The sequence below is a fragment of the Pseudomonas sp. JH-2 genome (assembly GCF_036231725.1).
GTDB lineage: Bacteria > Pseudomonadota > Gammaproteobacteria > Pseudomonadales > Pseudomonadaceae > Pseudomonas > Pseudomonas delhiensis.
Genome location: NZ_JAZAQP010000016.1, coordinates 19892 through 45492 on the forward strand (window position 1 = coordinate 19892; position 25601 = coordinate 45492).

The window sequence follows — 25601 nt, forward strand, 5'->3', positions numbered from 1 at the left end:
TAATCAATGCTTCGATCCGTTCGCCAAGCGCGCTAGCGCCTTTGCCGGCGCTCCATCCGCAGCGCGTCGAGCACCAGGGAAAAGGCCGGGGAGGGCTGGCGCCGGCTCGGGTAGTAGAGGTGGTAGCCGGAGAAGGCCGGGCACCAGTCCTCCAGCACCCGCTGCAGGCGCCCTTCGGCGAGGTGGGGGGCGAACTCCTCCTCCGGCAGGTAGGCGATGCCCACGCCGGCGAGCGCGGCGTCGGCCACGTGCACGGTGGTGTTGAACACCAGTTGGCTGTCCACGTGCACTTTCAGCTTCTTGCCCCGCCGCTCGAACTCCCAGGCATCCACGCCGCCATAGGTGGGAAAGCGGATGTTGATGCAGCGGTGCCCCACCAGGTCGCTGGGTGTCCTGGGGATGGGGTTGTCGGCGAAGTAGGACGGCGCCGCCACCACGGCCATGCGCAGGTCGGGGCCGATGGGCACGGCGATCATGTCCCGGTCGAGGGTTTCGCCGAAGCGCACGCCCGCGTCGAAGCGGTCGGCGACTATGTCGCGGAAGCCGTAGTTGATGTCGAACTCGAGGCGGACGTCGGGGTATTCCCGCAGCAGCGGCATCAGCCTGGGCAGCAGCGTCGTCTTCAGGACGTGGTCGCCGCAGGTGATGCGCACCGTGCCGCCCGGCTTGTCGCGCAGCTCGGTCAGGGCGTCCAGCTCGGACTCGATTTCGTCGAAGCGGTGGCCGATCGCCTGCAGCAGGCGCTCGCCGGCGGCGGTCAGCGAGACGCTGCGGGTGGTGCGCGTCAGCAGGCGGATCTCCAGCCGCGCCTCCAGCCCGGAGACGACCTGGCTGACGGCGGACTGGGTCACCCCCAGGTGCGCCGCCGCCCGGGTGAAGCTGCCTTCCCGGGCCACCACCACGAAGGCCATGAGGTCGTTGAAGTTGTGCCTGGCCATGCCGCGCTCCGCTGAATCAACTGATTAGCTCAGTTTATAACCGCATTAAGCATTCATTACCTAATCAATGGCTCGCGCTTGCGCGAGAATGCCCCCATCCCCTCGCCAGAGGGGTTCTTCAACCAGGGGCGCGCGCCGCCCGCCAACCGAATAGAGAGGGTCCGGTGAAAAGACTCATCGTGTTGCTTGGACTGCTGCTCGCTTCGTTCACCGCCATGGGGGCCGATATGTCCAAGGGTGCAGACAACTTCTACAAGAGCGACAAGGTGACGGTGCAGCCGGTCGTCTTCAGGAACCAGTACCAGCTGAACGTGGCGGGCAACCTCTTCCTGCCCAAGGGCCTGGGGGAGGGCGCCAGGGCCCCCGCCATCGTCGTCGGCCACCCCATGGGCGCGGTGAAGGAGCAGAGCGCCAACCTGTACGCGCAGAAGCTGGCCGAGCAGGGCTTCGTGACCCTGTCCCTGGACCTGTCCTTCTGGGGCGGCAGCGAGGGCCAGCCACGCAATGCCGTGCTGCCCGACCTGTACGCCGAGGACTTCAGCGCCGCGGTGGACTTCCTGGGCACCCGGCCCTTCGTCGACCGCGAGTGGATCGGCGCGCTGGGCATCTGCGGCAGCGGCAGCTTCGTCATCAGCGCGGCGAAGATCGACCCGCGCATGAAGGCGATCGCCACCGTCAGCATGTACGACATGGGCGCGGCCAACCGCAACGGGCTCAAGCACGGGCAGACGCTGGAGCAGCGCAAGCAGGTGATAGCCGCGGCGGCGCAGCAGCGCTACGTGGAGTTCAGCGGCGGCAAGACGCTGTACACCAGCGGGACCGTGCACGAACTCAGCCCCGACACGCCCGCCATCCAGCGCGAGTTCTACGACTTCTACCGCACCCCGCGCGGCGAGTTCACCCCGGCGGGCGCCTCGCCGGAGCTGACCACCCACCCGACCTTGAGCAGCAACGCCAAGTTCATGAACGTCTACCCGTTCAACGACATCGAGACCATCTCGCCGCGCCCCATGCTGTTCATCACCGGGGCAGAGGCGCACTCCCGGGAGTTCAGCGAAGAGGCCTACCGCCTGGCCGGCGAACCCAAGGAACTGTACATCGTCCCCGGCGCGGGCCACGTCGACCTCTACGACCGCGTGGAGCTGATCCCCTTCGACAAGCTGGGCCGCTTCTTCCGCGACAACCTGAAGTAGCCGCCGGGAGGAGGCCTTGGAGGATCAGGCAAGAAAACCAGCGGAATGGTCTACAGCTTCGATCGGCTCCACCGGGAAAATGAACCTCACGCAATGCAGGAGGATTCTTCAATGCAAGTCAGAGCCTATGGCGCCCGCGCGGGCAACCTGCCCCTGGAGCCGCTGAGCATCACCCGGCGCCTGCCCGGCGCCCACGACGTCCGGATCGACATCGCCTTCTGCGGCATCTGCCACTCGGACCTGCACCAGGTACGTTCCGAGTGGGAAGGGACGCATTATCCCTGCGTGCCCGGCCACGAGATCGTCGGCCGGGTGGCGGCGGTCGGCGCGCAGGTCACCGCTTTCAGGCCCGGCGACCTGGTCGGCGTGGGCTGCATCGTCGACAGCTGCAAGCACTGCGAGGACTGCGACGCCGGCCTGGAGAACTACTGCGACGGCATGGTCGGCACCTACAACTTCCCGACGCCGGACGCCCCCGGCTGGACCCAGGGGGGCTACTCCCAGGCGATAGTCGTGCATGAGCGCTACGTGCTGCGCATCCGCCATCCCGAGGCGCAACTGGCGGCGGTCGCGCCGCTGCTGTGCGCGGGCATCACCACTTACTCGCCGCTGCGCCACTGGGGCGCCGGGCCGGGCAAGAAGGTCGGCGTGGTCGGCATCGGCGGCCTGGGGCACATGGGGATCAAGCTGGCCCATGCCATGGGTGCCCACGTCGTGGCCTTCACCACCTCGCAGGGCAAACGCGAGGCGGCGCTGCAGCTCGGTGCGGACGAGGTCGTGGTATCGCGCGACGCGGAGGCGATGGCGGCCCACGCCAAGAGCTTCGACTTCATCCTCAACACGGTGGCGGCGCCCCATGACCTGGACGCCTTCCTGGTGCTGCTCAAGCGCGACGGCGCCATGACGCTGGTCGGCGCGCCGGCCTCGCCGCATACCTCACCCAACGTCTTCAACCTGATCATGAAGCGCCGCACGCTCGCCGGCTCGATGATCGGCGGCATCCCGCAGACCCAGGAGATGCTCGACTTCTGCGCCGAGCACGGCATCGTCGCGGACATCGAGCTGGTGCGCGTCGAGCAGGTCAACGAAGCCTACGAGCGCATGCTCCGCGGCGAGGTCAAGTACCGCTTCGTGATCGACAACGCCACCCTGGACGGCTGACTTTTCCCGGAGGCCCCATGGAAAGCATCGATCTGCTGGTCCTGCGTACCGCCCGCGACTGGCTTGCCGCCGGCGAACGGGTGCTGCTGGTGACGGTGGCGCGCACCTGGGGCTCGTCGCCGCGGCCGGTGGGCTCGATGATGGCGCTGCGCAACGACGGCCGGGTGGCCGGCAGCGTTTCCGGCGGCTGCATCGAAGACGACCTGATCCATCGCTATACCACCGCTTATGGTGGCGACGGCCTGCCGGAAGCCTTGCCGGCCCTCGTGCAGTACGGCATCAGCGCCGATGAAGCCCATCGCTTCGGCTTGCCTTGCGGCGGCACGCTGGAGCTGGTGCTCGAGTTCATGCCGTCCCTGTCGGCGCTGGAGCGGTTGCTCGCACGGCTCGACGCGGGCAGCCTGGCGCGGCGCATCCTGAACCTGAATAGCGGGCAGGTGACCGTCGAAGGCACCACGACGCCGGAGCAGTTCCTCTTCAACGGCAGGCGCATGGTCAACACCCTGGGGCCCGGCTACCGCATGCTGCTGATCGGGGCGGGCGCGCTGGCCGAGTACGTCGCCACCATGGCGCTGTTCAACGGCTTCAAGGTCACCATCTGCGACCCCAGGGTCCAGTACCTGGACGCCTGGAGCGTGGAGGGGGTGGAGCGGGCCAGGGGCATGCCCGATGACGTGGTCAGGGCGTTCTCGCCCGACCTGCGCACCTGCATCATCGCGCTCAGCCACGACCCCAGGCTCGACGACCTGGCCTTGCTGGAGGCCCTGCAGAGCCCGGCCTTCTACATCGGCGCCATCGGCTCGCGGCGCAACAGCCAGAGCCGGAGAGAGCGGCTGATCGAGCATTTCGGCGAGACGGAGGCGTCGCTGCGCCGCTTGCGCGGGCCGATCGGTATCTACATCGGCAGCAAGACGCCGCCCGAAATAGCGGTCAGCGTCATGGCCGAGGTCCTCGCCGCCAAGAACGACGTGTCGTTGCCCGACGAGCTTTCCGTGTCCCGGGCGAAGCACGCCAGGGATCCGCTGCGGTGTGAACGGATAACGCAGCATCAGCCGGCAAACTCGTAGGGCGAATAACCGTTCGCGGTTATCCGCCGCTGGCCCGGGTACCGATGCCTGACGATTGGCGCGGCCGGAGGCCAATCGCGGACGGAGTCCGCTCCTACGTCCGTGCTTCCTGGAACCGTAGGAGCGGACTCTGTCCGCGATCATGGCGGATAACGCCGTAGGCGTTATGCGCCCTACGGGGAGCCCGGGAGCTTCGTGGTTTCGCCTCGCGCCGAACGGTCCCCTCTCCCGCTTGCGGGGGAGGGTTAGGGAGGGGGTGCGGCGTCAGGGTTGGCAGAGGTGCGTGAGCGAAGTCCGTCCCCTCTCCCCAGCCCTCTCCCTGAAGGGAGAGGGGGCTGTCCCGAGCTGTCGGATAACGCAGCATCAGCCGGCAAGCTCGTAGGGCGAATAACCGTTCGCGGTTATCCGCCGCTGGCCGTGCTACCGGGGCGTCCGGCGTAGCCGGTGAATCCAATCGCGGACAAAGTCCGCTCCTACGACCGTGCTTCCTGGAACCGTAGGAGCGGACTCTGTCCGCGATTCGGCGGATAACGCCGTAGGCGTTATGCGCCCTACGGGTTTCCAGTGAAACAACCGAGCGCATCGGAACGCCCCTTCAGAAGGCCGAGCGAAACCGGCGCTCAGGAGGTCATGCGACATGGATGTCGCTAGAGCCCCAATGGGCTGCAGGTACGTACCCTAGTGAACAGCATTACACCAGGCTCAGGCCGCGCCAGGCCCGGCGAAGTACTGCTCGTCGCTGACGTGCTCCATCCACTCGACGTTCTTGCCGTCCAGGGCCTCCTGGATGGCGATGTGGGTCATCGCCGTGGTCGCCGAAGCGCCGTGCCAATGGCGGTGGCCGGGCGGGCACCAGATGACGTCGCCGGCGCGGATCTCGACGATGGGTTCGCCTTCGCATTGCGTCCAGCCGCAGCCTGCCGTCACCACCAGCGTCTGGCCCAGCGGGTGGCTGTGCCAGGCTGTGCGGGCGCCGGGCTCGAAGGTGACGCTCGCGCAGGAAACCCGGGAGGGTGCCGGCGGGGCGTTCAGGGGGTCGATGCGAACGGTCCCGGTGAACCATTCCGCCGGGCCTTTGATGGAGGGCTGGGAGCCTGCGCGCTTGAGTTGCATGTGAATCACCATGGCTGAAAGAGGAGGGCACTGGCAGGGAATGCCAGGAAGGCTTTCAGTCTGGAACGAAGTCGATTAGCTTTGTAGATGGCAAATCCAGGATGCTTTGGTGCACTAAATTCACCTATGGCTCGCGATAACCTCAACGACCTGCAAGCCTTCGTCCTGGTGGCGAGGGAACGCAGCTTCACGAAAGCGGCCGCCCAGCTCGGCATGTCCCGCTCGGCGCTGAGCCACGCCATCCTCGGGCTGGAGGAGCGCCTGGGCGTGCGCCTGCTCACCCGCACGACCCGCAGCGTATCGCCGACCGAGGCGGGCAGCCGGCTGCTGGAGACCGTGGCGGCGCGCCTGGACGAGATCGAGCAGGAACTGAACTCGCTCGGCGCATGGCGCGAGAAGCCGGCGGGAAAGGTACGCATCACCGCGCATGACCACGCGATCGCGACCGTGCTCTGGCCACGGCTCCTGCCATTGCTCGAGCAGTACCCCGACATCGAGGTGGAGCTGTGCACCGACTACGCCCTGGTCGACATCGCGGCACAGGGCTTCGATGCCGGCGTGCGGGTAGGCGACCTGGTCGACAAGGACATGATCGCCGTCCGCCTCACCCCCGAACTGCGCATGGCGGTCGCCGGCTCGCCGGCGTACCTGCAGGCCTCCGGCACCCCGGGCACGCCGCAGGACCTGGCCCGGCACCGCTGCATCAACCTCCGGCTGCCCACCCATGGGGGCCTGTACGCCTGGGATTTCGAGAAGGACGGGCAGAGCGTCAAGGTCCGGGTACGTGGGCAGGCGGTGTTCAACAACACCTACCACATGCTGCAGGCCGCGATCGATGGCGTCGGCCTGGCCTACGTGCCCCATGACCTTCTTGCGCCTCACATCGAGGCGAAGCGGTTGGTCCCGGTCCTGGAGGACTGGTGCCCGGTGTTTCCCGGCTACCACCTGTACTACGCCAGTCGACGGCATGTTTCGCCGGCGCTGGGCCTGGTGATCCAGGCGCTCAGGCGGGACTGAGGGTACAAGGCGGAAAAGGATTTGGTTGGCTGGGCCTGGCGGCCAAGTCCTCGGCTTGCCGGCTGGAAGCGGTGAAGCCAGGAAAGCGAGGAGGGGAGCCAACGGTGGCACCGCAGCTTCATGTGGGGCGGCTTAGGTGCAGCCTTGCGAACCCCTGAAGGTGCAACAAAGCATGGCGTGACTCTGGAGTACAAATTTTTAACTATCCATATATGAACCAATATTACGGATTAATGCCTATAATAATTCATATATGACCCGTTAAATGAGAGGCTGCCGTGGCCCTGACCCATTCCCTGCTTGCCCCCGGCGAGCTAGCCCAGAAAATCGGTGCCAACGCTCGGGAGGCACGACTGGCACAGAACCTCTCCCGCAAGTCCCTGGCGTTGAGGGCAGGTGTTTCCGAGTCCACCATCAAGCGGTTCGAGTCCAGCGGGCAGATCACCCTCGACGCCCTGGTGCTCATCGCCACTGCGCTTGGCGCTACCCGTCAATTCGCGGAACTGTTCAAGCATGAGCGTCCAGTATCGCTCGAAGAAATCAAACAGGCAGGACGCACTCGGGGGCGCCAATGAAGCCGATCAACACCGTGGAGATACTGCTGGCTGGCGAACCTGTCGGGGAACTGGTCGCCAGCCGACAGGGCATCTACTTCGCCTATCACCCCAAGTGGGTGACACAAGGCTTCAACCTGTCCCCCCTGAACATGGACTTCACCACCCAACCACAGAAAGCTGCGGACCCAGTCCTTTTCGCTGGTCTACCAGGCGCATTGGCCGACTCCCTCCCGGACGGCTGGGGCATGCTGCTCATGGACCGTTTTTTCCTTGCCAGGCATGGCAAGGACCGAAGGGACATTTCCCCTCTAGATCGACTAGCTTATATGGCCGACAGGGGCATGGGCGCATTGGAGTATCGCCCAGTCATCGAGCGCACCACCGACGAAGACAATATTGACCTGGCCCAGCTCTACCAGGAGTCCCAGGCTGTCTACGAAGGAGAAACCTCGGCCACTCTCGATACTCTGCGCTTGGCAGGTGGCTCCCCTGCAGGAGCCCGCCCCAAGGTGGTCGTTGCACTATCCCAGGACGGAAGGCGGTGCAGTACGTCTTTCAAGCACCTTCCGGCCGGCTACCAGCACTGGCTGGTGAAATTCAGGACACCAACCGAGCATCGTGATACCGGAGCGATCGAGTTCGCCTACTCGCGGCTGGCAGAACGTGCCGGGGTGAAGATGGCCGCGAGCAATCTGCTCACAGTCCAGTCATCGACCGGAACCGAGCGCTTCTTTTCTGCCCATCGCTTCGACCGGAACGGCGATAGCAAAATCCACATGATGACCGCTAGCGGTATTCTCTATGCCGATTACCGTGCGCCATCGCTGGATTATTCGGATTTACTCAGAGCCACCAACGCCATCACCAACCATGCGGCAGAGGTCGAGCGCATGGCGAGGCTAATGGTATTCAACGCCCTGACCCACAACCATGACGACCACGCCAAGAACTTCGCGTTCCTGCACGACCAGGGGCGGTGGACACTGGCCCCAGCTTATGACCTGACCTATGCCCCGGTCCGTGGTTATGCGGATGAGCACACAACCTCTTTCAACGGTGCCGGCCTGGCCACTCGCAAGCAGCTGAAGCAGGTTTGCGCTCCCTTCAGCTACCTGAAGCCGGACCTCTACATCGAGCAGACTCTCGACGCCCTTTCCGGGTGGCAGCCCTTATGCCGTGAACTCGAGATCGACCCAGAGCAACAGAGGGTGATTCAGCGGGCCTTCGATGAGATCCGCAAACGCCTCGGCCGATAGCGAGAAGCCTTTGCTGGCACGTACTCGCAAGACCAGATTGAGCATGCCAGACAGGTTATCCCAAGTGTCTGAGCAAGAGCCGGCAGAGGGGAGGGGCGATAACGATGTCCCATAGCATCTCTGCAGCGTCTTCCTGGGAAAGCTTTTGGTCTCGCCGACCGTAAGCCGCCATTCCCTGTGGCGTCAGGTAGAGCGCCTGGTCGTCAGCGTCGACTGATAAAGACTCATTGTACGAATTGCTCTCCATCGACTGGCCTTGGAGATAGTGAATGCCTGATCCGAAGCCGCTTCCGATGAACACGGTCGCCCGGACCACGTCCTTGCCATCTTTGTAGATGGTGGCAAAGAAGCGGTTTGCATCGACGCGTCGAAAAATAGAGCCGAGGGAGGTGAGAAGCGATTTTGTCCAGAAACCTCGACGGTCACAACTCAACTTCGAGCAGCAGTGGTAAAGCTGTGTCTGCGTTCGATATCCTGGCAGATACTTAATTTAACATAATATATCTTATGCGAAGTCATGGATAAGCGCAGGTGCAGATGGCCCCTGCAGAATTCACCAGGGAAAACCGCTTGTTTGCCGGCTTCGATACCGTCCCCCCTGATCGACCAACTGTTGCTTCGTCTACGCTCAATCACCATTGTTGCTGCTTGCCCGTTGCCCGTTGCCCGTTGCCCGTTTCTCTTTCTGCCTTCCTGTCGAACCGGCTTCGTATTGTCGATCCATCGTGGCCTTCGGTTTCTCGCTCACAAGCTCAGTGCTCATGCTCAGTGCTCGATCATTCCAGATTCCCCGAGCGAATCCGCCGGCATCCGTTCAAGCCCTGGTCCAACACCAACGCAGCGCGACGCTACGTGAAATCTGCAAGCCTCGTGGCCATTCCCCCGTCACGCTTTTCACGCAGGCACATCAGCCGTTCGTGCAGTTCGCCTGTCACAGCGACACGCAACCGACCTCAGGCTGCATTGGCGCTGATCCGCGTTCTATGGGTTGGCGGGATTCATCGACGCAGCCCCAACCCGAGCCAGAGCTGCAACCAGTCATCCAGGCCCGGTTGATCGCGGCGAGACATTCAGAGCGCCTGTCCCAACCGGCCTCCAGCGGCCATGGGCGTTGCAATGGCTGCCTTGCCGCGACATGTGAAAATCGCCTCACAGCCCCTCGACCTGTAGGGATCAAGCTGTCTAGAATGCAGGTTGCAGGTTTTCCTGCCTGTCGCTTCCCGCCCCGCCGGGGCTATTCGTTAGCGCGCAAGTAATATCCGATAACAGCCAGACCTGGATATTGCACGCTACCCCGGTGCGACCACCGTTTTCCCCATTCCCAGCCTTGACGATGCCGCAATCGCCACAACCGCTCTTCGAGACCTTCGCCCGTTTCCATGAGCTGAACTTCATGCAGCTGAGCGAAGAATTGCCCGTGGTGCGCGGCTACCTGCAGGCGTTCGATGAAGACGTGCGGGCCATCGAGGGCTACTTCGCCGTGCGTGGCTTCCTCAAGTCCTATGGCGGCAACGAGGCCACCTATACCTCCTATCGCACCCACGTCGAGCGCCTGCTGCTATGGGCCCTGCTGGTGGCCGGCAAGCCGCTGCTCGACCTGCGCCGCCGCGACGCCGAGGCCTTCATGGAGTTCTGCCTCAACCCGCCCGCCGACTGGGTCGGCCCGGTCATCAAGTCGCGTTTCATGCGCATGGGCGGCCGCAAGAAGCTGGAGTCCGACAGCCATGTGCCGAACCCCGCCTGGCGCCCCTTCAGCACCACCCTGGCCAAGCGCGAGCGCAAGCTCGCCAGCGAGGCCATGAGCCCCCTGCCCTTGCGCCCGTACCGCATGTCCCAGGGTTCGGTGGCGCAGGTCTTCGCCGTGTGCGGCAGCTTCTTCCAGCACGCCATGGACGAGGGCTTGACCGAGGTGAACCCGTTCCGCGCGGTGAAGCAGAAGTCCATCTACAAGCAGCGCAACACCCTGAACGTGGCCTCGCGCTCGCTGACGCAACTGCAGTGGAGCTACGTCATCGAGACGGCCGAGTTGATGGCTGCCGAGGACGCCAGCCACGAGCGCACGCTGTTCATCGTGGCCACGCTGTTCGCCATGTACCTGCGCATCTCCGACCTGATCGGCCGCGACAACTGGACGCCGGGCATGGGCGACTTCCGCCGCGATAGCACCGGCAACTGGTGGTTCCACGTGGTCGGCAAGGGCAACAAGGCCGCCCGCATCAGCGTGCGCGACGACTACATCCACGGTTACCTGGCCCGCTACCGCCGCCACCTGGGCCTGCCTCCCCTGCCCTCGCCCCAGGAACGGACGCCGCTGATCGGCACGCTCAAGGGCCGCGCCGGGCTATCCGACCGCCATGTGCGGCTGCTCCTGCAGGCGCTGTTCGACCGCGCGCTGCAGCGCATGGCGGCCGAGGGCTGGAGCGACGACGAGGTGGACCAGCTGCGCTCGGTCTCGCTGCACTGGCTGCGCCACACCTCGGCCACCTTCGATGCACCGCTGCGCGACATGAAGGACCTGCAGGCCGACCTGCGCCACAACAGCCTGAGCACGACGCAGAACACCTATTACAACTCGCTGGACGAACAGCGCGCGCATTCGGTGAAGGGACTGAAGCTCAAGCCCTAGCACAATGGCAGCCTTGCCGGACGTCCGACGAAAACCAAAGGCCGGCTACGCCGCCCTGCGCCATATCCGCAAGGGCATACGCTGCCGCTATGCTTGTGCAATGGACGGGAGAAATAGAGAATGCGATTCATTCACATCAAATGCATTCGCCTACCATGTCTTCCTCCCTGCAGAGGCTCTATACAGAACACCACGGATGGCTCAGGCAATGGCTGCGGCAACGCCTGGGCAATGCCCATGATGCGGCGGACCTGGCGCAGGACACGTTCATGCGCGTGCTCGCCTCGCGCGATTGCGAAACCATCCGTGAGCCGCGCAGCTACCTGAGCGCCATTGCCCGCGCGCTGATGATCGACGGCTTTCGCCGCCGCGCCATCGAACAGGCCTACCTGGAAAGCCTGGCTGCGCGGGCGGAACCACTGGACATCTCGCCGGAGATGCGGCTGTCGATCCTCGAGACGCTGACTGCCATCGACGCCGTGCTCGATGGCCTGGGCGAGCGCACCCGGCGGATCTTCCTGGCGGTGCAGCTCGAAGGGCTCAGCTACCCCGCCGTCGGCGAACGCCTGGGCGTTTCGGTAACCACGGTGAAGAAGCACATGATCCGGGCCATGACCCATTGTCTGCTGCTCTGCGAGGATTGATGCATGGCCCTGGACATGAAGGTACTGGAGGCCGCTGCGACCTGGTTCGTGCAATTCGCCGCCAGCCCGCCGGGAGACGCCGAGCGCCAGGCCTGGCGCCAGTGGCTGGAGTCCGACCCGGCCCACCGCCTGGCCTGGGAGCGCATAGAGCGCCTGCAAGGCCAATGGAATTCGTTACCCCCGGACATCTCCCTGAATACCCTGGCCGGAGCCCGCTCCCGCCGCCGTGCGGTACTCAAGACACTCGCATTGCTGATAGGCGCCGGCGGCATGGGCTGGCTGGCAAGGGAACATGTGCCCTACCCGGCCCTGCTGGCCGGGGAACGCACCGGCATTGGCGAACGCCGCCAGTTGCGGCTGACCGACGGCACCCGGGTGGTTCTGAACACCGATACCGCACTGGACGTGGCCTACGGGGAACATCTACGCCAGCTGTACCTGCGCCAGGGCGAGATTCTGGTGGAAACCACGCCCGACCCGACCGGCCGCCCCTTCCTCGTGCATACCCCGCAGGGCAGCATCCGCGCGCTGGGCACACGCTTCACGGTACGTTGCCAGGCGCGGAACACCCGCGTGTGCGTGCTCGAACACGCCGTGGAGCTGCGCCCGCTGGATGCGCCACAACATCCGTTACGCCTGGCCGCCGGACAACAGGCCAGCTTCGACGATACCCGGGTATCCACGCCCACGCCCCTACGCGACGGCGACGGTACCTGGGCGCAGGGCATACTCACGGTGGTGGATTGGCCCCTGGGCGAGTTCATCGCCGAGTTGGACCGCTACCGCCACGGCGTACTGCGTTGCGCCAATGAAGTCGCCGGCCTGCGCCTGTCCGGCGCGTACCGCCTCGATCAGATCGACATCATCCTGCAGAACCTGGGGAAATCCCTACCGGTACGGGTGCGCTATCTGACGCGCTACTGGGTCACTGTAGAAGCTACCTAAGGCGTGAATGAGAAAAATTTCTCGCCAAGGGGTTGCCGATTTTCATTCTCGTTCGGCCAACAACTGAAGCAGCCGTCCGTGCTGCCGCTGCGTACCTGCCAACGAAAAGGAAAATCGAATGTCGCACTTCCCTCTGCACGCCCTCGGGCCCTTGCCCCGAGCCATGCGCCTGGCGCTGCTCAGCCTTGGCGTGGGCTGCGTGCCGGTTCTCGGCATGCTGCCGGGCACCGCCCTGGCGCAAAGCCAGGCCATGCTGTTCCATATCCCGCCCGGCGACCTGGGCCAGGTCCTGAGCCTGTTCGCCACCACAGCCAACATCACCCTGTCGTTCAGCGCCGAGCAGACCCGTAACCACAACAGTGCCGGGCTGCAAGGCAGCTACAGCGTCGAGGCGGGTCTGTCCCGGCTACTGGCGGGTACCGGCTTGAAGGCCCAGCGCGAGGCCAACGGCGGCTATATCCTGGTTCACGATGAAGCCCCGCTGGAGATGGGCTCGACCACCGTGCTCAGCAATCAGTTGGGGACCATCACCGAAGGCAGCGGCTCCTATACGCCCGGCACCATCGCTTCCGCCACGCGCCTGGTACTGACGCCGCGCGAGACACCGCAGACGGTGAACGTGATGACCCGCCAGCAGATGGACGACTTCGCCCTCAACAGCATCGACGACGTCATGAAGCGTACCCCCGGCGTCACTGTGCAGAAGCTCGACAGCGAGCGCAGTGCCTACTGGGCGCGTGGCTCGCAGATCACCAACTTCCAGTACGACGGCATCCCCTCCTACCTGGATACCGCCTACGCCGACGGCAAGACCCTCAGCGACATGGCCATCTACGACCGCATCGAAGTGATCAAGGGGGCCACCGGCCTGCTCACCGGCAGCGGCCAGCCCGGTGCTGCCCTGAGCCTGATCCGCAAGCGCCCGACCCACAGCTTCGCCGGTCACCTGTCCCTGGGCGCCGGCTCCTGGGACAACTACCGCGGCGAGCTGGACGTCGGCGGCCCGCTGACCGACGAAGGCAACATCCGCGGACGCTTCGTCACGGCCTACCAGGACAAGAACGCCTACATGGACCGCTACGAGCAGAAGAACTCCACCTATTACGGCATCCTGGAGGCCGACCTGACGCCGAGCACCCTGTTCAGCATCGGCATGGATTACCAGGACACAACGCCCACAGCCTCCAGCTGGGCCGGGGTGCCGCTGTTCTATTCCGACGGTTCCAAGACCGACTTCCCGCGCTCGTTCAACCCCGGCACCAACTGGAGCTCCTGGGAGCAGTACAACCGCACGGTCTTCGCCACCCTCGAGCACACGCTGGAGAACGACTGGACCCTCAAGCTGCACCTGAACCACCAGGAAAGCGGCTACCATGCCCCACTGGGCTCCGCCGGCGGCGGCTACCCGGACCCGGTCACCGGTGAAGACGGCATCCTCTTCCATGGCAAGTACACCGGCGATACTCGCCGCGATTCGGTGGACATGTACGCCTCCGGCCCGTTCGAACTGTTCGGCCGGGAACATGACGCGGTGTTCGGCTACAACGCCACGCGCTCGGTAACCAAGGGCAACGGCTACTGGGACTACCCTACGCCCTATGACCCCGGCATCCCCGACATCTTCACCTGGAACGGCAAGTTCCCCGAGCCGGACTGGGGCTCCAAGGCCAACCTGAAGAACTACTCGCAGCTGCACCAGTCCGGCTACTACGGCACCGTGCGCCTGAAGCCGACCGACGACCTGGCGCTGATCGCCGGCGCCCGCGTGGCCGACTACCACGACAGCGCCGAGCAGATCTCCGACAGCCAGTACGGCTACTCCGTCACCCCGCAGAGCACCCGCAAGAGCGGCGTCGTGGTGCCCTACCTCGGCGTGGTGTACGACCTGAACGACAGCTACTCGGTGTATGCCAGCTACACGGATATCTTCCAGCCACAGCAACTGCGTGACATCAACGACAAGCCGCTGGCCCCGGAAGAAGGCAAGAGCTACGAGCTGGGCGTGAAGGGTGAGTTCTACGAAGGTCGGCTCAACGCCAGCCTCGCGGTGTTCGAGTCGCAGCAGGACAACCTCGCGGTCGAAACCAGCAATGCCACGCCCTCCGGCGGCATCGCCTACGACAGCGTCAACGGCACCAGGACCCGCGGCTTCGAGCTGGACGTCGCCGGCGAGATACTGCCGGGCTGGCAACTGCAGGGTGGCTATACCCATGCGGTCACCCGCGACAAGGACGGCAGCCGTATCCGCACCCTGAACCCGGACCAGCTGTTCCGCCTGTACACCACCTACCAGCTGCCGGGTGAGCTGAACCAGTTCACCGTCGGCGGCGGCGCCAGCTACCAGAGCAAGTTCTGGACGAACGTCAGCGACCAGAACTACGAAACGGTGAAATACACCCAGGGCAGCTACTGGCTGGTGGACCTGATGACCCGCTACCAGGTCACCGAGCACCTGTCCGCCACGGTCAACGTCAACAACCTGTTCGACAAGAAGTACTTCAGCAACCTGGGTTTCTACAACACCGGCTACTACGGGGAACCGCGCAACCTGATGTTCACCACGCGCTACGACTTCTGAGGCTGATCTCCGGGCCGCCAGTGCAGGCGGCCCGGCATTCGTTGTCTAGTCCATGTGCAGTTGCCGCGATCCATCCGCCGTAAGACGATGTCCACCCAGCAGATAGATCCAGCCTCAGGCCGTCTCGGCGGCCTGCGCGGAGACCGTGCGCCCGGTCGGTTGCGGCTGCAGGTGCTGGAACAGCGAGGCGGAAATCTCCTCCGCCCGCGCCGGCAGGACCGACAGCAGGGTGTCGCTGAGGCCATGGCTGGCCTGGCTGAAGCCCTGCAGGTAGATGGGGGCGCGCAGTTGCGCGTCAGTCTGCAGGCGGTAGTCGCGGCCGACGCGGAAGTCGCCCAGGTGCGCCTGCAGCGGCGCCAGCAGTTCGCGGTGCGAATTGCGCTCGTAGCCGGTGGCCAGGATCACCGCGTCGTACTGCTTCTGCTCCACCTCGCCGGTGGCGCTGTCGCGCAGGCTCAGGTGCACGCCGGCGGCGTCGGCGCGCACGCCTTCGACGTGACGGCGACAGAGGAAGCCGTGGCGGGCCTGCCCGGAAACCTTCTGGCGATAGAAGATGGCGTAGATGCGCTCGATCAGGTCGAGGTCGACCACCGAGTAGTTGGTGTTGTGGTACTCGGCGATCAACTTCTCGCGCTCGCTCTCCGGCTCCTGGAACACCAGGTCGGTGTAGTCGGGCGCGAAGATCTCGTTGACGAAGGGGCTGTCGTCGGCCGGCTTGAGCACGGCGGCGCGCAGGATCATGTCGACCTGCACCGAAGGGTAGCTGTCGTTGAGGTCGATGAAGGCCTCGGCGGCGCTCTGCCCGCCGCCGACCACGGCGATGCGCATCGGCTCGTGGCGCACGCAGGGCTGCTCGGCCATGCGCTCCAGGTAGCGCGCATGGTGGAACACCCGCGGATCGCCGCGCAGGCTGGCGAAGGCCTGCGGAATGCGCGGCGTGCCGCCGGTGCTGAGGACGATGGAGCGCGCCAGGCGGAAGTTCTCGTGGCCCTCGGCGTCGCGCGAGACCACCTTGAGCAGGTCGATGCCATGGGCGCCGGCGACCGGCTCCACGCGCTGCACTTCCTCGCCGTAGCGGGCCTGCTCGGCGAACTGCCGGGCGACCCAGCGCAGGTAGTCGTTGAACTCCATGCGGCACGGGTAGAAGGTGCCCAGGTTGATGAAGTCCGCCAGGCGCCCCTGGTGGTGCAGGTAGTTGACGAAGCTATAGGGGCTGGTGGGGTTGCGCAGGCTCACCAGGTCCTTGAGGAAGGAGATCTGCAGTTCGCTCTGCGCCACCAGGGTGTTGCCGTGCCAGCGGTAGTCGCCCTGCTTGTCGAGGAACAGCGCGTGGTAGTCGAGGCCCTCGCGTTGCGCCTGCTCCTGCAGCGCGATCGCCAGCGCCAGGTTGGAAGGCCCGAAACCGATGCCGAGAACGTCGTAGGTGGGGGTGATCATCTGGGTCATGCTGCCAATATCCTTAGCCCGTTTGCCAGGAGGCGCGGCGGGTGTCCGCCGGCCAATTGGGGGCGCCGCATCGGCGCCTTGTTTCAGAAAGACGAGGTCGCTTTACGGAAATTTAGAATGCGTCCCATTAGTGTTTTCTGTAGGAGTTCCCAGCCGCGAGGAAGCGCACCGCCCCTTCCCCGCCGGCCGCGCGGGGCGCATCACTGCAGACGGCGAGCCTCGCCCTCTTCGTCCAGCGCCATCGAGAACGAGGGCGCCAGGCGATAGCGGCGCTGCGCATCACGCACCAGCACGCCGCTGCGCCCCAGGCTGCGCAAGGTGCTCTGAACGCACGCCTGGGTGATGGAGTTGGTCGGTTCGCGCAGCCGCTGGTACAGCTCTTCCACCGTGTAGGCGTCCTGCTCGTGGAAGGCGCTCAGCACCACCAGCCGCGGCAGGCTGGTGCGCAGGCCGGCATGGGCCAGAATCCGCCGCGCGGGCTCGCTGGCTCTGGATTGGATCATTGGCTTCTCCTTGTCCCCCTGGGCCGGGCGCAGCCAGTGCTGCGGGTGCGCCGCCCTCCTCTTGCATGGTCGAATCCGCTGCGCAGGTGCCAGAAGCTCGCTGGAAATCATGGCAAACGCCTCCTCTTGTCGTTATTGCGCCAGGCGCACCACCTTGAGGGCGGGGTCCGCGTCGATCTGCGCCTCGGTGAAGGGCAGCGGCGACCAGGCCTGGCGCGAGAACAGCCGGGTCTGGTCGGCGTGGTGCGGCGAACGCGGCTCGCTGGCCTGGGAGAAGGCCAGCAGCCCCTTGGCCTGCGGGCCCTCGGCGGTGAAGCTGACCAGCTGGATGTAGCTGCTGCCGCTCACCACCTCCAGGTGGTCGCCGTGGGGCACGCTCTGCATGGCGTTGTAGATGCCCAGGTGGCCGTCGCCACCGGGGATCGGGATGGGCGGCTGGGCCGCGCTGCTGACCTGCAGCTCGCCCCAGCGCTTGCCCGCCCCCTGCTTGTTCACTTCCTCGCTGGCGGCCAGCAGCGCTTCGCGCACCTGTTTCACCACTTCAGGCTTGTCCAGGGCGATGCCGCTGGGCGTCTGCATTGGCCGCGCGGGGTCGAACGGCACCTTCCAGGCGCCCTCCAGCGCGTCGAAGCGGGCCATGAAGCGCTGGAAGTAGAGCAGGCCCGGGCCGGCATCGAGATTGGCGCTGCGGTCCCACTTGGCGAGGCTGCCACAGGCCGGCGACAGCGCGGCGTCCTGCAACCGGCGGCACAGCTCCAGCAGGTCGGGCAGCACCAGGTCGGCGGCGTAGACGTGGTTGCCGGTGACCAGGCGCTGCAGCAGGGGCTCGTCGATGCGGCCCTTGCCCTGCAGGGCCTGCAGCGCGAAGCGGGCACGCAGGCCGAGCGGCTGGTCCTGGCGGCTGGCCAGTGGCGAGAAGCCTTCCAGCGGCGCCGCCGGGTTGGTCATCCAGGCGCTGTCGTTGGAATTCTGCACGAAGTCGCGGCGCACCAGCGCCGGCAACTGCGTGGCCGGCTGGATGCCGGGTTGCGCCGCGGCGGGGTCGCGGCTCCAGCCGCAGCGCCCGAGGTTGCCCTGCAGCGCCGGCAGGCCCTCGGCCACCAGCGCGGGAATGGCGCAGGCCTGCAGCTGCCCCGGGGTCAGGTTGGGCACCACGGACTGGTTCAGGTAGAGCACGTCGCCGTGCTCGTCGGCGGCCAGGGTGTTCACCCAGGGAATGCCCTGCAGGGACTCCACGCGGTGGCGCAGGTCCGCCACGTCGCGCGCCTGGTTGATCGAGTACCACTGCTGCAGCACCCGGGTGTTGTCCAGGTTGGCGTCGCGCAGGGCATAGGCTTCGCCGGCGCTCCAGTCGAGCTTGCCGGGCCAGACCAGCACCGGGCCGTAGACCGATTCGTAGAGCGTGTGCTCGACCGTCTGCAACTGGCCGTCGGCGCCGCGCACCTGCACCTTAACCACGCGCTTCTCCAGCGGCTGCCAGCGCCCGTCCAGGCGGTAGTGCAGCGGGTTCTGCGGGTCCAGCTCCAGGCGGTAGAGGGTGAAGTGGCTGGAGGTATCCACCGTGTGGGTCCAGGCCAGGTGCCGGTTGAAACCGATGTTCACCATCGGCAGCCCGGGCAGCGCAGCGCCCATGACGTCCAGCTTGCCGGGGATGCTCAGGTGCAGCTGGTAGAAGCGCATGGCGCCCTGCCAGGGGAAATGCGGGTTGGCCAGCAACAGGGCGTGGCCGCTGGCCGAGCGCTCCGCACCGACGGCGACGGCGTTGCTGCCGCGCTCCAGGCGGAAGCGCTCGCGGCGCTGCTCGGCCAGGCGGAAGCCTTCCGCGCCGGTCAGGGCCGCATTGGCAGCCCCCGGCGGCGCCGCGGCCACCACGGCCTGGGCGAACTGGCCGACGCCGCCCTCCACCAGCAGGCGGCGGGTCAGGCGCACCAGGTCGGCGCTGTCGATCGGCTTCAGCCAGGGCTGGCCCAGGCAACTGGCGGTGTCGGCGCTGGCCTCGCGCAGGAAGCGGTTGAACCCCGCCGCGTAGCCTTCCAGCAACTGCGTCACTTCCGTGGACTGGACCTTGCGGAAGGCCTCCACGGACTCCGGGCGGTTGAGCCAGGTGAAGAAGACGTCCGAGGCGAGGTTGCCGACCTGCGCCGAGGACTCGCCCTCGGCGCCGAAGTAGCGCGAGCGCTCGCCACGGGCGGTGACGATCTCGTCGGCCAGCAGGCAGGCGTTGTCGCGGGCGTAGGCATAGCCGATGCCGAAGCCCAGGCCACGTTCGTCCGTGGCGCGGATGTGCGGCACGCCGTAGGCGGTCCAGCGGATGTCGGCGGCCAGGGCGGCCGGGCGGGCGCTGTCGGCCTGGGCCTGGGGCAGCAGGCCGAGCAAGGCGCCGGCGAGGCCGGCCAGGAGGATACGCTTGGGCATCGATTCTTCTCTGTACGAGCGCGCCGCGGCCCGGTGGGATGCGGATGGCGCAGGACGACTGGGAACCATGGCGTTCGGGGCATGGATGTTCCGCCCCGGACGCCGGCATTCAGGGGAACGAAGCGCACCCGGGAAACTTTACCGGCGCCCTCCGTGCGCGCCCCGCCGGGCCGGATTCGGGTGGCTGGCGCCCGGGCGCGGCTTTCCGTAGGATGCGAGCTCTCCTATAATTGCGCCCATCCTTCCTACGCCATCGCGGCGCCGGACACAGGCGCGGCAAGGTTCAACCGGCCCCTTCATGACTACCCCCCCTTCCCCTTCGAGCGATCCCGTGGCGCAAGCCGCCGCGCACTGGTGCATGCGCCTGCACGAGCCGGACTGCAGCGACGCCGAGCGCGCGGAGTTCCAGCAGTGGCTGGAAAGCGACCCGCGCCATGCGGCCAAGTACGCCGAAGTGGAGAATATCTGGACGCTCAGCGCGCACCTGCTGGAAGCCCGCCCCACCCCGCGCACCAGCGGCCGCCGGCCACCGCTGCCCCGCCCGCCGGCGCAGGCGGTGCGCCGCCGGCGCTCCTGGCGCAAGCAGCTGCGCGCCGCGGCCCTCGCCCTGCTGGTACTGCCGGCAGCCGGCTACCTGGGCTGGCTGCAGGGCTGGGTGCCGGACAGCTACCACCGCTACCAGGCCGACGCCACCTTGCGCAAAGTGGTCCTGCCCGATGGCAGCGAGGTCGAACTGAACCTCAATACCCACCTGACCTATGCCAACTTCCGCGACGTGCGCCAGGTGGTGCTGGACCAGGGCGAGGCCTACTTCCACGTCAGCCACGACGCCAGCCACCCCTTCGTGGTGCGCGCCGCCAAGGGCACCATCACCGTTACCGGCACGCGCTTCGACGTGTGGAAGTACCAGGACCAGGTCACCGTGACCGTCACCGAAGGCTCGGTGCGGGTGCGCAGCGGGAAGGACGGCAACGACAGCAGCCTCACCCCCGGCATGCAGGCCAGCTACCGCGCCGGCATGCTGCAGCCGCTGGTGGCCAGCGCCGACCCTGCCCAGGTGCTGGCCTGGCGCGACGGCCGCCTGGTGCTCGACGACCTGTCGCTGGCCGCCGCCCTGCCGCTGATCAACCGCTACCTGGACGCCCCGCTGGTGCTGGCCGACCAGGCGGTCGCCAACCTGCGCATCGGCGGCACCTACCGCACGCGCAACCTGCAGGAGCTGGTCAATGCCCTGCCCCGGGTGCTGCCGGTCGAGCTGCAGCGCCAGGACAACGGCAGCATCCGCATCAGCAGCCGCTATGCGCAGTTGTAACAGCGTGCGGATAAAGTTCCGCCACCCCTATCGGCGCTAAATTTCCCCGGGCATCATTCGTCTTCCCGAAAGTGCATGCCTGGCCGCAACCCTGCGGCGGCAGGCCTCCCAAGCCCTGGCCGGAACCCTGAATGAAACGCCCCCGCCGTACTGGTCGCGCGCTGCTGGTCGCAGCCTTCCTCACCTCCCTGCTCGCCGTCGCCGCCTGGCAGTTCCTCCCCGGCACCGACGACCTGGTCACCGCCCCCGTCGCCCGCGGCGACATCGAAAGCAGCGTCACCGCGCTGGGCACCCTGCAGCCGCGGCGCTACGTGGACGTTGGCGCCCAGGCCTCGGGGCAGATCCTCAAGCTGCACGTGGAACCCGGCGACGAGGTCAAGGAAGGCCAGCTGCTGGTGGAGATAGACCCCTCCACCCAGCAGGCGCGGGTCGACGCCGGCCGCTACTCCATCGAAGTGCTCAAGGCGCAGCTGGCCGAGCAGCGCGCCCAGCACCTGCTGGCGCGCCAGCAGTACCAGCGCCAGCAGCGCCTGGCTGCCGCCAGCGCCACCCGCGAGGAAGACGTGCAGACCGCCTACGCGCAGGTGCAGGCGACCCAGGCGCGCATAGACATGTACCAGGCGCAGATCCACCAGGCCAAGGCCACCCTGCGCAGCGACGAGGCCGAGCTGGGCTACACGCGCATCTATGCGCCCATGTCCGGCACCGTGGTGGCGGTGGACGCCCGCGAGGGCCAGACGCTCAACGCCCAGCAGCAGACGCCGCTGATCCTGCGCATCGCCAAGCTGTCGCCAATGACCGTCTGGGCCCAGGTTTCCGAGGCCGACATCGGCCGCGTCAAGCCGGGCATGCCGGCCTACTTCACCACCCTCGCCGGCGAGCAACGGCGCTGGAGCGGCACGGTGCGGCAGATCCTCCCGGTGCCGCCCAAGCCGCTGGACCCGAACAACCAGGAAAGCACCAGCAGCGGCTCCGCCAGCGGTTCCAGCGGCAGCGGCCGGGTGGTGCTGTACACGGTGCTGGTGGACGTGGACAACAGCGACCACCAGTTGATGGCGGAAATGACCGCCCAGGTGTTCTTCGTCGCCGCCACCGCCCAGGGCACCCTCACCGCGCCCGTGGCCGCGCTGCATGAAGACGGTCAGGGCGGCCGCCGCGTCTGGGTGGTGGGGCGCAACGGCAAGCCGGAGAGCCGCAAGGTCGAGACCGGCATCAGCGACCGCCTGCACGTCCAGGTGCTGTCCGGCCTGCAGGAAGGCGAACGCCTGCTGATGGCCGCCCCGGACAATGGCGAGGGCTGAATGAACGAAACCCTCCAGGACGTCCCGCTGATCGAACTACGCGACGTACGCAAGCGCTACGGCGGCAACGGCAGCCCCGAGGTCGAGGTGCTGCGCGGCATCTCCCTGAGCATCCACCCCGGTGAGTTCGTCGCCATCGTCGGCGCCTCCGGCTCCGGCAAGTCGACGCTGATGAACATCCTCGGCTGCCTCGACCGCCCCAGCAGCGGCCGCTACCTGTTCGCCGGGCGCGACGTCGCCGAGCTGGACAGCGACGAGCAGGCCTGGCTGCGCCGCGAGGCCTTCGGCTTCGTGTTCCAGGGCTACCACCTGATTCCCTCGGCCTCGGCCCAGGAAAACGTCGAGATGCCGGCCATCTACGCCGGCACCCCAGCCCTGCAACGCCATGGCCGCGCGCGCCAGCTGCTGGAGCGCCTGGGCCTGGGCGAACGCACCGGCAACCGCCCGCAGCAGCTTTCCGGCGGCCAGCAGCAGCGGGTGTCCATCGCCCGCGCATTGATGAACGGCGGCCACATCATCCTCGCCGACGAACCCACCGGCGCCCTCGACAGCCACAGCGGCGCCGAGGTCATGGCGCTGCTGGACGAGCTGGCCGCCCTGGGCCACGTGGTGATCCTGATCACCCACGACCGCGACGTCGCCGCCCGCGCCAAGCGCGTCATCGAGGTGCTCGACGGCGAGATCGTCAGCGACAGCGCCAATGGCGCGCCGGCGCACCCGGCCACCCCCGGCTTGCGCGCCGAGGAACTGCGCGAGCGCCTGCTGCAGGGCAGCGCCGAACCCGCCGGGGCCTGGCGCGCCGAGCTGCTGGAGGCGATCCGCGCGGCCTGGCGGGTGATGTGGCTGAACCGCTTCCGCACCGCCCTCACCCTGCTGGGCATCGTCATCGGCGTGGCCTCGGTGGTGGTGATGCTCGCCGTGGGCGAAGGCAGCAAGCGCCAGGTGATGGCGCAGATGGGCGCCTTCGGCTCCAACATCATCTACCTCAGCGGCTACTCGCCGAACCCGCGCACGCCCATGGGCGTCGTCAGCCTGGACGACGTCGCGGCCATCGCCACCCTGCCCCAGGTGAAGAAGGCCATGCCGGTGAACGGCGGCGAGCTGGTGGTGCGCCACGGCAGCCTCGACTACCACGCCTATGTCGGCGGCAACAACACCGACTTCCCGGCGATCCTCAACTGGCCGGTGAGCGAAGGCAGCTACTTCACCGAGCGCGACGAGGCCAACGCCGCCACGGTCGCGGTGATCGGCGCCAAGGTGCGCGAGAAGCTGTTCGGCCCCGCCAGCCCGATCGGCCGCTACATCCTCATCGAGAACGTGCCCTTCCAGGTGGTGGGCGTGCTGCAGGCCAAGGGCTCCAGCTCCGGCGACCAGGACGCCGACAACCGCATCGCCGTCCCCTACTCCGCCGCCAGCATCCGCCTGTTCGGCACGCGCAACCCGGAGTACGTGATCATCGCCGCCGCCGACGCGCGCCGCGTGCACGAGACGGAAAAGGCCATCGACCGCCTGATGCAGCGCCTGCACCGTGGCCAGCGCGACTACGAGCTGACCAACAACGCCGCGCTGATCCAGGCCGAGGCGCATACCCAGAACACCCTGTCGCTGATGCTCGGCTCCATCGCCGCCATCTCCCTGCTGGTGGGCGGCATCGGGGTGATGAACGTGATGCTGATGACCGTGCGCGAGCGTACCCGCGAGATCGGCATCCGCATGGCCACCGGCGCGCGGCAGAGCGACATCCTGCGCCAGTTCCTCACCGAGGCCACGCTGCTCTCGGTGGTCGGCGGCCTGGCCGGCGTCGGCATCGCCCTGGGCATCGGCGGCGCGCTGCTGCTGGCCAAGGTGGCGGTGGCCTTCTCCCCGGCGGCCATCCTCGGCGCCTTCGCCTGCGCCCTGGCCACCGGCCTGGTGTTCGGCTTCATGCCGGCGCGCAAGGCCGCCCGCCTCGACCCGGTGGCCGCCCTGGCCAGCCAATGACGGATTTCCCGATGAAAGCCCTGAGCCTACTGCCCGCCTGCCTGCTGCTGGGCGCCTGCGCCGGCGCCCCGCAACCCCTCGACAGCGGCATAACCACCCCACCCGCCTGGCAGTATGGCGCTGGCGATACCCGCCGCGGCGAGCTGCAGCTCTGGTGGACGCGCTTCGGCGCCCACGAGCTGGACGGCCTGGTCGCCCGCGCCCTGGCCAACAGCCAGGACCTGGCCGCGGCCATCGCCCGCGTCGACCAGGCCCGCGCCAGCGCGGTGATCGCCGGCGCGCCGCTGCTGCCGGAGGTCAACGCGCAACTGGGCGCCGGGCGCGAGAAGCTGCTGCACGGCGCCGGCTACAGCGGCATCGACGCCAGCGAGGACAACGAGGCGGTGGACACCTTCACCGCCAGCCTCAGCGCCAGCTACGAGGTGGACTTCTGGGGCGGCCGCCGCGCCGCCTACCGCAGCGCGCTGCAGAGCCTCAAGGCCAGTGAGTACGACCGCGCCACCGTGGAGCTGACGCTGGTGGCCGGGGTCGCCGACGCCTACCTGCAGGTGCTGGCCCTGCGCGAGCAGCAGCGCATCGCCCGGCTCAACCTGGAGAACGCCGAGCAGGTCCTGCGCCTGGTGCGCAGCCGCCGCGAAGCCGGTTCCGCCACCGAGCTGGAAGTCGCCCAGCAGAGCGGCCTGGTCGCCGCCCAGCAGCGCCAGCTGCCACTGCTGCAGCAGCAGGAGCGCGATGCCCAGGTCACCCTGGCCACCCTGCTCGGCGAACCGCTGCCGGCCCTTAAACTGGGTGGCCAGCCGTTCGACAGCGTGCTCTGGCCACAGATTGGCACCGGGCTGCCCAGCGAGCTGCTCACCCGCCGCCCGGACATCGCCCGCGCCGAGGCGCAGCTGGCGGCGGCCCAGGCCGACGTGCAGGTGGCGCGCGCCGCCATGCTGCCCAGCCTGACGCTGACGGCCAACCTGTCCTCCGGCGCCAACCACGCCTCCGACCTGCTGCGCACCTCCTACTACGACCTGGGCGCCAACCTGCTCGCGCCCATCTTCAACCACGGCCGCCTGGGCGCCGAGCGCGACCGCCGCCTGGCGCTGCAGCGCGAGCTGCTGGAGAACTACCGCAAGGCCATCCTCGGCGCCTTCGCCGACACCGAGCGCTCGCTCAACGGCATCGACGGCATCGACCGCCAGCTGCACTGGCAGCAGCAGGAACTGGAACAGGCGCAGCGCGCCTTCGAGCTTTCCGACAGCCGCTACCAGGCCGGCGCGGAAACCCTGCTCACGGTGCTGGACACCCAGCGCACCCTCTTCCAGGCGCAGGACGCCGCGGTGCAACTGCGCCTGGCGCGCCTGCAAGCAGCGGTGGGGCTGTTCAAGGCTCTGGGGGGCGGCTGGGACGCCGCCGCGCCCCTGGCGCGCAACGACCCCTGATCCGGCCTTCGAATCGCGGACGGAGTCCTCCTACGACCATGCTCGACCGTAGGGCGAATAACCGTTCGCGGTTATCCGCCGTTAGCCCAAACACCGATGCCCGACGACGATGGCGGATAACG

At 67.1% G+C, this 25601-nt stretch carries 19 protein-coding genes; 14 read left to right on the forward strand and 5 right to left on the reverse strand.

The window, feature by feature from the left end; genetic code table 11:
* Positions 1-32: 32 nt before the first annotated feature.
* On the reverse strand, positions 33-938 hold the full coding sequence (locus VV867_RS13540; protein WP_109935483.1) for a LysR family transcriptional regulator: 906 nt from the start codon (positions 936-938) through the stop codon (positions 33-35).
* Positions 939-1153: 215 nt separating this feature from the next.
* On the opposite strand from VV867_RS13540, the gene VV867_RS13545 reads away from it, so the two are divergent.
* The 3 genes from VV867_RS13545 to VV867_RS13555 all read left to right on the forward strand — a co-directional run bounded on the left by VV867_RS13545 (position 1154) and on the right by VV867_RS13555 (position 4359).
* Positions 1154-2131, forward strand: coding sequence for an alpha/beta hydrolase (locus VV867_RS13545; protein ID WP_442965025.1), 978 nt, complete (start codon positions 1154-1156; stop codon positions 2129-2131).
* Positions 2132-2242: 111 nt separating this feature from the next.
* Positions 2243-3292, forward strand: a complete 1050-nt coding sequence (locus VV867_RS13550) for an NAD(P)-dependent alcohol dehydrogenase (RefSeq protein WP_328566652.1) — start codon at positions 2243-2245, stop codon at positions 3290-3292.
* A gap of 17 nt (positions 3293-3309) precedes the next feature.
* Complete coding sequence (locus tag VV867_RS13555; protein WP_328566653.1) at positions 3310-4359, forward strand: XdhC family protein; 1050 nt, start codon at positions 3310-3312, stop codon at positions 4357-4359.
* A 702-nt stretch (positions 4360-5061) separates the two neighbouring features.
* Here VV867_RS13555 and VV867_RS13560 read toward each other — a convergent pair.
* Positions 5062-5472, reverse strand: coding sequence for a (R)-mandelonitrile lyase (locus VV867_RS13560; protein WP_089393151.1), 411 nt, complete (start codon positions 5470-5472; stop codon positions 5062-5064).
* A 126-nt stretch (positions 5473-5598) separates the two neighbouring features.
* Between VV867_RS13560 and VV867_RS13565 the strand changes: the two genes are divergently transcribed.
* The 7 genes from VV867_RS13565 (at position 5599) to VV867_RS13595 (ending at position 15095) form a co-directional block, all read left to right on the forward strand.
* Positions 5599-6489, forward strand: coding sequence for a LysR family transcriptional regulator (locus VV867_RS13565; RefSeq protein WP_328566654.1), 891 nt, complete (start codon positions 5599-5601; stop codon positions 6487-6489).
* 278 nt (positions 6490-6767) lie between these two features.
* Complete coding sequence (locus VV867_RS13570; protein WP_109931985.1) at positions 6768-7064, forward strand: helix-turn-helix domain-containing protein; 297 nt, start codon at positions 6768-6770, stop codon at positions 7062-7064.
* On the forward strand, positions 7061-8302 hold the full coding sequence (locus VV867_RS13575; RefSeq protein ID WP_328566655.1) for a type II toxin-antitoxin system HipA family toxin: 1242 nt from the start codon (positions 7061-7063) through the stop codon (positions 8300-8302). The genes VV867_RS13570 and VV867_RS13575 overlap by 4 nt, the downstream gene beginning before the upstream one ends.
* Positions 8303-9635: 1333 nt before the next feature.
* A complete protein-coding gene (locus tag VV867_RS13580) occupies positions 9636-10928 on the forward strand; it encodes a tyrosine-type recombinase/integrase (protein ID WP_177412009.1) in 1293 nt (430 codons plus the stop codon).
* A 155-nt stretch (positions 10929-11083) separates the two neighbouring features.
* Positions 11084-11572 (forward strand): sigma-70 family RNA polymerase sigma factor, encoded by a 489-nt coding sequence (locus tag VV867_RS13585; protein ID WP_328566656.1) that lies wholly within the window; start codon positions 11084-11086, stop codon positions 11570-11572.
* Between the two features lie 3 nt (positions 11573-11575).
* Positions 11576-12517 carry a FecR domain-containing protein gene (locus tag VV867_RS13590; protein WP_328566657.1) on the forward strand — a complete coding sequence of 314 codons (942 nt, stop codon included), beginning with the start codon at positions 11576-11578 and terminating at the stop codon, positions 12515-12517.
* Between the two features lie 118 nt (positions 12518-12635).
* The gene (locus VV867_RS13595; protein WP_328566658.1) at positions 12636-15095 is read left to right on the forward strand and encodes a TonB-dependent siderophore receptor; all 2460 of its coding nucleotides are present in this window, start codon (positions 12636-12638) and stop codon (positions 15093-15095) included.
* Positions 15096-15209: 114 nt separating this feature from the next.
* Here the strand turns inward: VV867_RS13595 and VV867_RS13600 are convergent, their stop codons facing one another.
* The 3 genes from VV867_RS13600 to pvdQ form a co-directional block, all read right to left on the reverse strand.
* Positions 15210-16541: a lysine N(6)-hydroxylase/L-ornithine N(5)-oxygenase family protein gene (locus VV867_RS13600; RefSeq protein ID WP_328566659.1), complete on the reverse strand. Its 1332-nt coding sequence runs from the start codon at positions 16539-16541 to the stop codon at positions 15210-15212.
* Positions 16542-16741: 200 nt separating this feature from the next.
* Positions 16742-17044, reverse strand: coding sequence for a transcriptional repressor (locus VV867_RS13605; RefSeq protein ID WP_328566660.1), 303 nt, complete (start codon positions 17042-17044; stop codon positions 16742-16744).
* A 132-nt stretch (positions 17045-17176) separates the two neighbouring features.
* Positions 17177-19459 carry a bifunctional acylase PvdQ gene (gene pvdQ, locus VV867_RS13610; RefSeq protein ID WP_328566661.1) on the reverse strand — a complete coding sequence of 761 codons (2283 nt, stop codon included), beginning with the start codon at positions 19457-19459 and terminating at the stop codon, positions 17177-17179.
* A 298-nt stretch (positions 19460-19757) separates the two neighbouring features.
* Here pvdQ and VV867_RS13615 point away from each other — a divergent pair, with 298 nt between their 5' ends.
* From VV867_RS13615 to VV867_RS13630, 4 genes are all read left to right on the forward strand, one after another.
* Positions 19758-20771: a FecR family protein gene (locus VV867_RS13615; protein ID WP_328566662.1), complete on the forward strand. Its 1014-nt coding sequence runs from the start codon at positions 19758-19760 to the stop codon at positions 20769-20771.
* 131 nt (positions 20772-20902) lie between these two features.
* The gene (locus tag VV867_RS13620; RefSeq protein WP_328566663.1) at positions 20903-22072 is read left to right on the forward strand and encodes an efflux RND transporter periplasmic adaptor subunit; all 1170 of its coding nucleotides are present in this window, start codon (positions 20903-20905) and stop codon (positions 22070-22072) included.
* Positions 22073-24052: a MacB family efflux pump subunit gene (locus tag VV867_RS13625; RefSeq protein ID WP_275630237.1), complete on the forward strand. Its 1980-nt coding sequence runs from the start codon at positions 22073-22075 to the stop codon at positions 24050-24052. It begins immediately after the preceding gene.
* Between the two features lie 11 nt (positions 24053-24063).
* A complete protein-coding gene (locus tag VV867_RS13630; RefSeq protein WP_328566664.1) occupies positions 24064-25479 on the forward strand; it encodes an efflux transporter outer membrane subunit in 1416 nt (471 codons plus the stop codon).
* Positions 25480-25601 lie beyond the last annotated feature (122 nt).

Coding starts and splice junctions, on each gene's coding strand:
- VV867_RS13540 (WP_109935483.1), bottom strand. CDS start 938: ATGGCCAGGCACAACTTCAACGACCTCATGGCCTTCGTGGTGGTGGCC.
- VV867_RS13545 (WP_442965025.1), top strand. CDS start 1,154: ATGGGGGCCGATATGTCCAAGGGTGCAGACAACTTCTACAAGAGCGAC.
- VV867_RS13550 (WP_328566652.1), top strand. CDS start 2,243: ATGCAAGTCAGAGCCTATGGCGCCCGCGCGGGCAACCTGCCCCTGGAG.
- VV867_RS13555 (WP_328566653.1), top strand. CDS start 3,310: ATGGAAAGCATCGATCTGCTGGTCCTGCGTACCGCCCGCGACTGGCTT.
- VV867_RS13560 (WP_089393151.1), bottom strand. CDS start 5,472: ATGCAACTCAAGCGCGCAGGCTCCCAGCCCTCCATCAAAGGCCCGGCG.
- VV867_RS13565 (WP_328566654.1), top strand. CDS start 5,599: ATGGCTCGCGATAACCTCAACGACCTGCAAGCCTTCGTCCTGGTGGCG.
- VV867_RS13575 (WP_328566655.1), top strand. CDS start 7,061: ATGAAGCCGATCAACACCGTGGAGATACTGCTGGCTGGCGAACCTGTC.
- VV867_RS13580 (WP_177412009.1), top strand. CDS start 9,636: ATGCCGCAATCGCCACAACCGCTCTTCGAGACCTTCGCCCGTTTCCAT.
- VV867_RS13585 (WP_328566656.1), top strand. CDS start 11,084: ATGTCTTCCTCCCTGCAGAGGCTCTATACAGAACACCACGGATGGCTC.
- VV867_RS13590 (WP_328566657.1), top strand. CDS start 11,576: ATGGCCCTGGACATGAAGGTACTGGAGGCCGCTGCGACCTGGTTCGTG.
- VV867_RS13595 (WP_328566658.1), top strand. CDS start 12,636: ATGTCGCACTTCCCTCTGCACGCCCTCGGGCCCTTGCCCCGAGCCATG.
- VV867_RS13600 (WP_328566659.1), bottom strand. CDS start 16,541: ATGACCCAGATGATCACCCCCACCTACGACGTTCTCGGCATCGGTTTC.
- VV867_RS13605 (WP_328566660.1), bottom strand. CDS start 17,044: ATGATCCAATCCAGAGCCAGCGAGCCCGCGCGGCGGATTCTGGCCCAT.
- pvdQ (WP_328566661.1), bottom strand. CDS start 19,459: ATGCCCAAGCGTATCCTCCTGGCCGGCCTCGCCGGCGCCTTGCTCGGC.
- VV867_RS13615 (WP_328566662.1), top strand. CDS start 19,758: ATGACTACCCCCCCTTCCCCTTCGAGCGATCCCGTGGCGCAAGCCGCC.
- VV867_RS13620 (WP_328566663.1), top strand. CDS start 20,903: ATGAAACGCCCCCGCCGTACTGGTCGCGCGCTGCTGGTCGCAGCCTTC.
- VV867_RS13625 (WP_275630237.1), top strand. CDS start 22,073: ATGAACGAAACCCTCCAGGACGTCCCGCTGATCGAACTACGCGACGTA.
- VV867_RS13630 (WP_328566664.1), top strand. CDS start 24,064: ATGAAAGCCCTGAGCCTACTGCCCGCCTGCCTGCTGCTGGGCGCCTGC.